The organism is Halomonas cerina, assembly GCF_014192215.1.
Lineage (GTDB): Bacteria > Pseudomonadota > Gammaproteobacteria > Pseudomonadales > Halomonadaceae > Halomonas > Halomonas cerina.
In genome coordinates this window covers 58,925-68,382 of the sequence record NZ_JACHXP010000019.1, presented here as the reverse complement: position 1 = coordinate 68,382, position 9,458 = coordinate 58,925, and the positions used below count along the sequence as shown (strand labels likewise).

The following is a 9,458-nucleotide window of genomic DNA, read 5'->3' as shown; positions in this document are numbered from 1 at the left end:
ATGGGGAATTGGGCTCGGCCACAGCGCACGTCGTTGCGGCGGCCCAGGCGATTGCCCAGGACGGCGGCGGCGATATCGACGTGCTGGTGGCCGGCTGTGACGTCTCCGCCATCGCCGAGGCTGCCGCCACGCTCGACGGCGTGAGCCGTGTCCGCGTCGCCGACGCCGCCGTCTATGCCCACCAGCTGGCCGAGCCCCTGGGCGAGCTGCTGGCCGAATTGGCCGGCGACTATACCCATGTGCTGGCCGCGGCTTCCACCACCGGCAAGAACGTGCTGCCCCGCCTGGCCGCGCTCAGAAACGTGGCGCAGCTTTCCGAGATCATCGCCGTCGAGTCCGCCGACACCTTCAAGCGGCCGATCTACGCCGGTAACGCCATCGCCACCGTGCAGAGTGACGACATTCTCAAGGTGATCACCGTGCGCGCCACCGCCTTCGACGCGGTCGGCGAGGGTAACGGGGCCAGCATCGAGGCGGTCGATACCGTGGTCGACAACACCCTGTCGTCCTTTATCGGCGAGGAACTGGCCCAGTCCGACCGCCCCGAGCTCTCCGCGGCCAAGGTGGTCGTCTCCGGCGGTCGCGGCATGGGCAGCGGCGAGAACTTCACGCTGCTCGAGGGCATCGCCGACAAGCTTGGCGCGGCGATCGGCGCCTCGCGCGCCGCGGTGGACGCGGGCTTCGTGCCCAACGACATGCAGGTGGGCCAGACCGGCAAGATCGTCGCCCCGGAGCTCTATATCGCCGTGGGCATCTCGGGGGCCATCCAGCACCTGGCGGGCATGAAGGACTCCAAGGTGATCGTCGCCATCAACAAGGACGAGGAGGCACCGATCTTCCAGGTGGCCGATTACGGGTTAGTGGGTGACCTGTTCGAGGTACTGCCCGAGCTGGAAAGCAAGCTCTGAGGGGATGAGACATGGCGGAGAGAGAGAAAGAGCGGATCGGCGTGGTCGGCAGCGGGGTGATGGGGCGCGGTATCGTCCAGCTGTTCGCCACGGCGGGTCACGAGGTGTGGCTGCATGACAGCCGCGAGGGGGCCATCGAGGAGGCGCTGGGCTTCATCGGTGGGCTGCTCGAGCGTTCGGTGGCCAAGGGGCGGCTCTCGACGGCAGAGCGGGAGGCGACGTTGGCGCGCCTTCACCCCAGCGAGTCCCTGACGGGGCTTGCCGGCTGCGACCTGGTGATCGAGGCGATCGTCGAGGACATGGAGGCCAAGCAGGCACTGTTTGGCCAACTGGAGGCGGTGGTGGCCAGCGAGGCGATACTGGCCAGCAACACCTCGTCGCTGTCGGTGACGCGCCTCGCCAGCGCCTGCCGCCACCCCGAGCGGGTGGCGGGCTTTCACTTCTTCAACCCCGTGCCGCTGATGAAGATCGCCGAGGTGGTGCGCGGGGAGCTGACAAGCTCGGCGGTGATCGAGCGTCTCGAGCGGCTGGCCCGAGAGGCCGGTCACTTCCCGGCGGTGACCCCCGATACGCCGGGCTTTCTGGTCAACCATGCCGGGCGCGCCTATGCGCCCGAGGCACTCCGGCTGCTGGACGAGGACATCGCCAGTCCCGAACAGATCGACCGCATCCTCTGCCGGACCCTGGGCTTTCGCATGGGGCCCTTCGAGCTGCTCGACCTGATCGGGCTCGATGTGACCCATGCGGTGATGGAGTCGGTCTATCGCCAGTTCTTTGAGGATCCCTACTACACCCCCTCCTGGCAGGTACCCCGGCGCATCGCCGCCGGCCTGCTGGGGCGCAAGAGCGGCCAGGGGTTCTATCGCTATGCAGACGGGAAACGGCTCGCGCCGGAGGACGCCCCGCCGCCGGCCGTGCCCGTCACCCGGCCCTTCTGGCTGGATCGCCGGGAGCCTGAATGGCGCGAGCGAATCGCGTCGCTGGTGGAAGCGGCCGGCTCGCGACTCGAGGAGGGCGCGTCTCCCTCGGCACAGGCCATCTGCCTGGTGACGCCGGTAGGCGAGGCGGTCAGCGGCTGCATCGCCGAACGGGGGCTGCCCGCCGAGCGCACCCTGGCCCTGGAGACCCTGGCCGGCTTCGACGCCTGCCGGGTGCTGATGCGCCATCCCGCCATCGATGCGGACGTGCTGGCCCAGGCGACCAGTGCCTTGGGCAGCGACGGCGTGCCGGTGGAGGTGATCCACGATTCGCCGGGCTTCGTGATTCAGCGCATCCTCGCCTTCATGGTCAACATCGGCTGCGAGATCGTGCGTCGTGGCATTGCGGAACCGGAAACGCTCGATCGTGCCGTCACACTGGCGCTGGGCTATCCCGAGGGGCCGCTGGCCTTCGGGGACCGCTATGAGCGCGAGACCGTCGCACAGGTGCTCGATGGCCTGCATGACCACTATGGTGAGGCACGCTATCGCGTCAGCCCCTGGCTGAGGCAGCGTATCGCCCTGGGGTTGCCCCTGGGAGCGCGCTGAAGGCAGGCACTCCACCATCACCAGCAAGCACTATCGACCCGGGCCGGGAGGCGGCGGGCCCGGGGCGTTGCGACCATTTATGACATGTTATTGACTCTATTGTAGGGCACAAGGCTTGTAATAAGGCAGATATAGGCTAATCTCGAAATAATATACGTATAGATATTGACATAAATTCCGGCGCCACTAGACTCGATGAACAGTCCTGCCGAATTATCGACAATCACAAAGGTGGCATGATGAGCAGTGCGATACTGGAAGCACGCAACCTGACCAAGCAGTTCCGCGGCTTCACCGCCGTGGATGACGTCAACCTGCAGGTTCAGGAAGGGCATATCCACGCCCTGATCGGCCCCAACGGGGCCGGCAAGACCACCGTCTTCAACCTGCTGACCAAGTTCCTGCCGCCCACCCGCGGCGAGATCCTCTACCGCGGCAAGCCCATCACTGGCATGAAGGCCAACGAGATCGCCCGCCTGGGGCTGGTGCGCTCCTTCCAGATCTCGGCGGTGTTCGGCCACATGACCGCGCTGGAGAACGTGCGGGTGGCCCTGCAGCGCACCCTCGGTACCTCCTTCCACTTCTGGAAGTCCGAAAAGAGCCTCGACCATCTCAATGAGCGCGCCCTGGAACTGCTCGACGAGGTGGGCCTTGCCGACTATGCCGACGTGCTCACCGTGGAGATGCCCTACGGGCGCAAGCGGGCACTGGAGGTGGCCACCACCCTGGCACTGGATCCCACCCTGATGCTGCTCGACGAGCCCACCCAGGGCATGGGCGCCGAGGACGTGGATCGCATCGTCGAGCTGATCCGGCGGGTCTCGAAGGGGCGCACCGTGCTGATGGTGGAGCACAACCTCAGCGTGGTCAGCCGGCTGTGCGACCGCATCACGGTATTGGCCCGTGGCGCCGTGCTGGCCGAAGGGGACTATCAAGAGGTCTCGCGCAATCCCCAGGTGCGCGAGGCCTACATGGGCAGCGAAGCGGCGGAAGAGGAGGCCAGCGCATGAGCCAGTCAGCAGAGGCGGTTCAGGACCCGGCGCTCCAGTACCAGGACGACGAGGGTGCCGAGATGCTGCGGGTCAGCGACCTGCACGCCTTCTACGGCGAGTCGCACATCCTGCATGGGGTCGACTTCGACGTGAAGCGCGGCGAACTCGTCACCCTGCTGGGGCGCAATGGCGCCGGGCGCAGCACCACCCTCAAGGCGATCATGAACATGGTGGGCCGGCGTACCGGCTCCATCGTCATCAACGGCAACGAGACCCTGGGCATGCCGCCCCACCGCATCCCGCGGCTGGGCATCGGCTACTGCCCCGAGGAGCGCGGCATCTTCGCGAGCCTCGACGTCGAGGAGAACCTGCTGCTGCCGCCCACGGTGCGCAGTGGCGGCATGGACCTCGACGAAATCTACGCGATGTTCCCCAACCTCTACGAGCGGCGGCGCAGCCAGGGCACCCGGCTCTCCGGCGGGGAACAGCAGATGCTGGCCATGGCGCGCATCCTGCGCACCGGGGCGCGACTGCTGCTGCTCGACGAGATCACCGAGGGACTGGCGCCGGTGATCGTCCAGGCGCTCGGCGAGGTGCTGGTCAAGCTCAAGGCGCGCGGCATGACCATCGTGCTGGTGGAGCAGAACTTCCGCTTCGCCGCCCCGCTGGCTGATCGTCACTACGTGATGGAACACGGGCGGATCATCGAACAGATCAGCGCCGCCGAGCTGCCTTCGCGGCGCGAGCACCTCAATACCCTGCTGGGGGTGTGACGGCCATGCCGTCCCCTGGCAGTCCTGCAATGCAAGATCAACAACAATGCCTGGCATCAGGCTCGGAGAGTGAAATGAACAACAAGAGTTCTGTCTTCAAGAAGCGTGCCCTGGTGGCCGTGATGGCGTCACTGATGGCGGCCTCCGCCAAGGCCGAGATCAGCGATGACAAGGTCGTCATCGGTTACATGGATGACATGAGCGGTCCCTACAGCGATCTGGCCGGTCCCGCCGGGCAGACCGCCGTCGAGATGGCCATCGAGGACTTCGGCGGTGAAGTTAATGGTAAGCCTATCGAGCTTATCAGCTCCGACCATCGCAATGATCCGGCCGTTGCCTCGAACCTGGCCAGGGAATGGATGGATCAAGACGCCGTCGACATGATCACGGGCCTGAATGCCTCTTCGGTGGCCATTGCCGTGTCCAAGCTGGTGGAGGAGAAAAACAAGTTTGCCATGGTGACCACCGCCGCGGCAGACAGCATTACCGGCGAGCACTGTACCCCCAATCACGTTCACTGGGTCTATGACACCTTCGCCGTGTCCGATGCCGCCGCTCGGGCCATCGTCGAGCAGGGCGGCGAGTCGTGGTTTCTGATGAGTTCCGACTACGCCTTCGGTCATGCCATGGAGGCGGCCGTGGAGAATGCGGTGGAGGAAAGCGGCGGTACCATCGCGGGCAAGATACGCCATCCCTTCCCTACCGATGACTTCTCGTCCTACATCCTCCAGGCCCAGGGTTCCGGGGCCGATATCATCGGCCTGGCCAGTGCAGGATCGGATCTGATCAATGCCATCAAGACGGCCTATCAGTTCGGTGTGCCTCAGAGCGGCCAGACCCTGGCGAGCCTGATGGTCTTCATCACCGATATGCATTCGCTCGGGCTGGATGTCGCCCAAGGGACCCAGTTCGTGACCGGCTGGTACTGGGACATGGATGACCAGGCGCGCGAGTGGGCCGAGCGTTTCCAGGAGCGAGAGGGTCGCATGCCCACCATGATCCAGGCGGGTAATTACTCGGCCGTTACCCATTATCTCCAGGCCGTCGAGGCCACCGGCAGCGATGACCCCGAAGATGTTCGGCAATACCTCATGGAGAATCCCATCGAGGACTTCTTCGCGCGCAATGGCCGCCTGCGTGAGGATGGCCGCATGGTCCATGACATGTACCTGGCCGAGGTGAAGTCTCCCGAGGAATCCACCGGCGAGTGGGACCTCTACGAGATCAAGAGCACCATTCCTGCCGAGGAAGCCTTTCGCCCGCTCTCCGAGAGCCAGTGTGATCTGGTCAACAACTGAGCGAAAGCAGAACCGGCGGCCGCCGCGGCCGCCGCCCCTGACGGGAGGTTCATGATATGACGATGATATTCGGGGTGCCGTTGGCGGTGTTCATGGGCCAGCTGATGCTGGGCCTGATCAACGGCGCCTTCTATGCCCTGCTCAGCCTGGGGCTGGCGGTGATCTTCGGCCTGCTGAAGATCATCAACTTCGCCCACGGCGCCCAGTACATGCTGGGGGCCTTCGCGGCCCTGCTGGGGCTTCAGTACCTGGGCATCAACTACTGGGTGGCGCTGCTGCTGGTGCCGCTGGTGGTGGGGGCCCTGGGCGTGGTGATCGAGCGCACCCTCCTGCGGCGCATCGCCCACCTGGACCACCTCTATGGCCTGCTGCTGACCTACGGCCTGGCACTGATCTTCGAGGGCACCCTGATCAACTTCTTCGGGGTGTCCGGTTCGAGCTATCCGGTGCCCGAGGCCCTGCAGGGCGGCGTCAACCTGGGCTTCATGTTCCTGCCTCTCTATCGCGGCTGGGTGCTGGTGGCGGCACTGGTGGTCTGCCTGGGCACCTGGTTCATGATCGAGCGCACCCGGCTGGGGGCCTATCTGCGGGCCGGCACCGAGAACCCGGCGCTGATGCAGGCCTTCGGCGTCAACGTGCCCCAGCTGATCACCCTGACCTACGGCTTCGGGGTGGCGCTGGCCGCCTTCGCCGGCGTGCTGGCCGCGCCGCTCTATCCGGTGTCGCCGACCATGGGCTCGAGCCTATTGATCGTGGTCTTCGCCGTGGTGGTGATCGGCGGCATGGGCTCGATCCTCGGCGCCGTGCTCACCGGCCTGGGCATGGGCCTGGTCGAGGGGCTCACCAAGGTTTACTACCCCGAGGCGGCCAACACCGTGATCTTCCTGGTGATGATCCTGGTGCTGATGCTGCGTCCCGCGGGACTCTTCGGTAAGGAGGCATGACGTGATGGCCCCTACCCATTCCCTGACCCCCGCCATGCAGCGCCAACGCAACGCCCGGCTGCGCCGCAACACCTTCTACCTGGCCCTGCTGGCCATCGCGCTGGTGGCGCCCTTCGTCGCCTACCCGGTGTTCTTGATGAAGGTGCTGTGCTTCGCGCTGTTCGCCTGTGCCTTCAATCTGCTGCTGGGCTACGCCGGCCTGCTCTCCTTCGGGCATGCCGCCTTCCTGGCCACCGGCGGCTACATCACCGGCTATCTGCTGGCCAGCTACCCGGGGCTGACGCCGGAACTCGGCATTCTCGCCGGGACGCTCGCCAGCCTGGGGCTCGGCCTGGCGTTCGGCGCCCTGGCGATCCGCCGCCAGGGCATCTACTTCGCCATGGTGACCCTGGCGCTGGCCCAGATGGTGTTCTTCTTCTACATTCAGGCGCCTTTCACCGGTGGCGAGGATGGCCTGCACGGGGTGCCGCGGGGCGAGCTGCTCGGCCTGATCAGCCTCGCCGACAACCTCAACATGTACTACTTCGTGCTGGCGGTGTTCGTGATCGCCTTCGCGCTCATCCAGCGTACCGTGCACTCGCCCTATGGCCAGGTGCTCAAGGCGATCCGCGAGAACGAGCCGCGGGCGGTGTCGCTGGGCTATAACGTCGACGCCTACAAACTGGTGGCCTTCGTGATCTCGGCGGGAATTGCCGGCCTGGCGGGCGCCACCAAGACGGTGGTGTTCCAGCTCGCCTCGCTCACCGATGCCCACTGGCACATGTCCGGTGAGGTGGTCCTGATGACCCTGCTCGGCGGTGTCGGCAGCCTGTTCGGCCCGCTGGTCGGTGCCGGCCTGGTGGTCAGCCTGCAGACGCAACTCGCCCAATCGCCGCTGGGCAACTGGGTGAGCGTGATCCTGGGCGCGATCTTCGTGATCTGCGTGCTGAGCTTCCGCAGCGGCATCGTCGGCGAGATCCAGAAGCTGGTGAAGAAGAACTTCAAGTAAAAGCACTTCACGTAATCGACGCCAGTGCCGTTGATGAATCAGGAGCACAACATCATGACCAAGCAAGCCGTCTGGACACCCGACCACGAATATTGCCAGCGCACCCGGCTGCAGCAGTGGATCGAGGAACTGGGGCTCGAGCACTACGACGACCTCCTGAGCCGAAGCGTGGATGACACCGCCTGGTTCTGGGGGGCCGTGGAGAAGAAGCTGGGCGTCGAGTGGCGAGCCCCCTATGCCTCGGCCATCGAGGACCCCCGTGAGATCATGCACCCCCGCTGGTTCCCCGAGGGCCGCCTGAACATCATCGACTCCCTCCTGGAGCGCTGGGCGCGCGATCCCGAGGCTGGCGCCAGGCAGGCGTTGATCGCCGAGGCCGAGGACGGCAGCGAGGTGCGCTACACCTATGCGGAGCTGGCCCGAGAGGTGGCGCGCTGTGCCGAGATGCTGCGCGGGCTGGGCGTGAGCCGCGGAGACGTGGTCTCGCTCTACCTGCCGATGATTCCCCAGGCGATCATCGCCATGCTGGCAACGATCCGCCTCGGCGCCATCTATGCGCCGGCCTTTTCCGGCTACAACGCCGACGCCCTGGCCGTGCGCCTGGAGGACTCCGGTTCCCGCTTCCTGGTCACCGCCGACGGCTACCATCGCCGTGGACGCTTCATCGACATGAAGGCCAAGGCCGACGAGGCAGTCGCCGCCGGCAGTGCCGTCGAGACCGTCATCGTGGTCAATAACGCCGGCTCCGACCCGGCCCGGCTGGCGAATCACGAGCATGACTGGGAGTCGCTGATGGCCGCCACGGAGGCGCGCGAGGAGCGTGAGCCCGCCTGCGAGATGGCCAGCGACGATCCGCTGCTGCTGATCTACACCTCGGGGACCTCGGGCAAGCCCAAGGGCGCGGTGCATACCCACGCGGGCCTGCCGCTCAAGTCGGCCCTGGACCTGGGGCTGTGCATGGACCTCGGTGAAGGCGATACGCTCTTCTGGATCACCGACATGGGCTGGCTGACCGCGCCGGTGGCCGTGTTCGGCGCCTTCATGAACGGGGCGACCCTGGCGATCTACGATGGCGCCCCGAACTACCCGAAGGAGGACCGCCTCTGGACGCTGGTCGAAGGCTTCGGTGCCACCCATGTGGGGATCTCCCCGACCTTTACCCGCAGCCTGATGAAAAACGCCATCGCGCCCAAGCACCTGGGCGAGCGGGTCCGGCTGTTCCTCTCCACCGGCGAGCCCTGGGATGACGAGAGCTGGCACTGGCTGTTCAAGACGGTGGGGGAGCGCCGCATCCCGATCATCAACTACGCCGGCGGTACCGAGATCGGCGGCGGAATCCTGGTCAACGTGCTGCTCAGGCCCATCGGCCCCTCCTGCTTCAACAGCCCCATACCCGGCATGGCGGCCGTGGTCGTCAATCCCGACGGGGAGCGCGTGGTCGATGAGCTCGGGGAACTGGTGATCGACAAGCCCTGGGTCGGCATGACGAAGAGCTTCTGGCACAACAACACCAAGTATGAGGGCGAGTACTTCTCGCGCTGGCCGGGGCGCTGGGTGCATGGCGACATGGCCATCGCCTATCCCGACGGCCAGCTGGAGATACGCGGACGCTCGGATGACACCATGAATGTCGCCGGCAAGCGCGTCGGGCCGGCGGAGATCGAGAGCATCGTGGTGGCCTCTCCCGCCGTGGCGGAGGTCGCGGTGGTCGGCGTGGCCGATCCCATGAAGGGCGAGGTGCCGCTATGCTTCGTGGTGCTGAAGCCGGAGGCCGAGCGCGAAGGTGTCGAGGCAAGCCTCAAGGCCCTGGTGGGCGAGAAGCTGGGCAAGGCCTTCGCCCCGCGCGAGGTGTTTGTCGTGGACGCCTTGCCCAAGACCAAGAACGGCAAGCTGCTGCGGCGGGTGGTGAAAAACGCCTATATCGGTGGCGACGTGGGCGACCTGTCGGCGCTCGAGAGCTATGAGGCGGTGGAGAATATCGCCCGCCTGAGAGATCGCGGCGAGGCATCGGAAGATGCGTCCTAGCCGA

The 9,458-nt window shown here is 65.9% G+C and carries 8 protein-coding genes; all 8 read left to right on the top strand.

Features of this window, described 5'->3' with window-relative positions; all coding sequences use genetic code 11:
- A partial coding sequence (locus FHR94_RS16080; RefSeq protein WP_246390005.1) for an electron transfer flavoprotein subunit alpha/FixB family protein occupies positions 1-908 on the top strand: 908 nt, incomplete at its 5' end.
- A gap of 11 nt (positions 909-919) precedes the next feature.
- Positions 920-2,434 carry a 3-hydroxyacyl-CoA dehydrogenase gene (locus FHR94_RS16075; protein ID WP_183327137.1) on the top strand — a complete coding sequence of 505 codons (1,515 nt, stop codon included), beginning with the start codon at positions 920-922 and terminating at the stop codon, positions 2,432-2,434.
- 236 nt (positions 2,435-2,670) lie between these two features.
- Positions 2,671-3,444 carry an ABC transporter ATP-binding protein gene (locus FHR94_RS16070; protein ID WP_183327135.1) on the top strand — a complete coding sequence of 258 codons (774 nt, stop codon included), beginning with the start codon at positions 2,671-2,673 and terminating at the stop codon, positions 3,442-3,444.
- On the top strand, positions 3,441-4,199 hold the full coding sequence (locus FHR94_RS16065; protein ID WP_425485392.1) for an ABC transporter ATP-binding protein: 759 nt from the start codon (positions 3,441-3,443) through the stop codon (positions 4,197-4,199). The genes FHR94_RS16070 and FHR94_RS16065 overlap by 4 nt, the downstream gene beginning before the upstream one ends.
- Before the next feature lie 74 nt (positions 4,200-4,273).
- The gene (locus FHR94_RS16060; RefSeq protein ID WP_183327133.1) at positions 4,274-5,497 is read left to right on the top strand and encodes an ABC transporter substrate-binding protein; all 1,224 of its coding nucleotides are present in this window, start codon (positions 4,274-4,276) and stop codon (positions 5,495-5,497) included.
- A gap of 56 nt (positions 5,498-5,553) precedes the next feature.
- The gene (locus FHR94_RS16055) at positions 5,554-6,441 is read left to right on the top strand and encodes a branched-chain amino acid ABC transporter permease (RefSeq protein ID WP_183327131.1); all 888 of its coding nucleotides are present in this window, start codon (positions 5,554-5,556) and stop codon (positions 6,439-6,441) included.
- 4 nt (positions 6,442-6,445) lie between these two features.
- Positions 6,446-7,429, top strand: coding sequence for a branched-chain amino acid ABC transporter permease (locus tag FHR94_RS16050; RefSeq protein ID WP_183327129.1), 984 nt, complete (start codon positions 6,446-6,448; stop codon positions 7,427-7,429).
- Between the two features lie 54 nt (positions 7,430-7,483).
- On the top strand, positions 7,484-9,454 hold the full coding sequence (locus FHR94_RS16045; RefSeq protein ID WP_183327127.1) for an AMP-binding protein: 1,971 nt from the start codon (positions 7,484-7,486) through the stop codon (positions 9,452-9,454).
- The last annotated feature ends 4 nt before the right edge of the window (positions 9,455-9,458 follow it).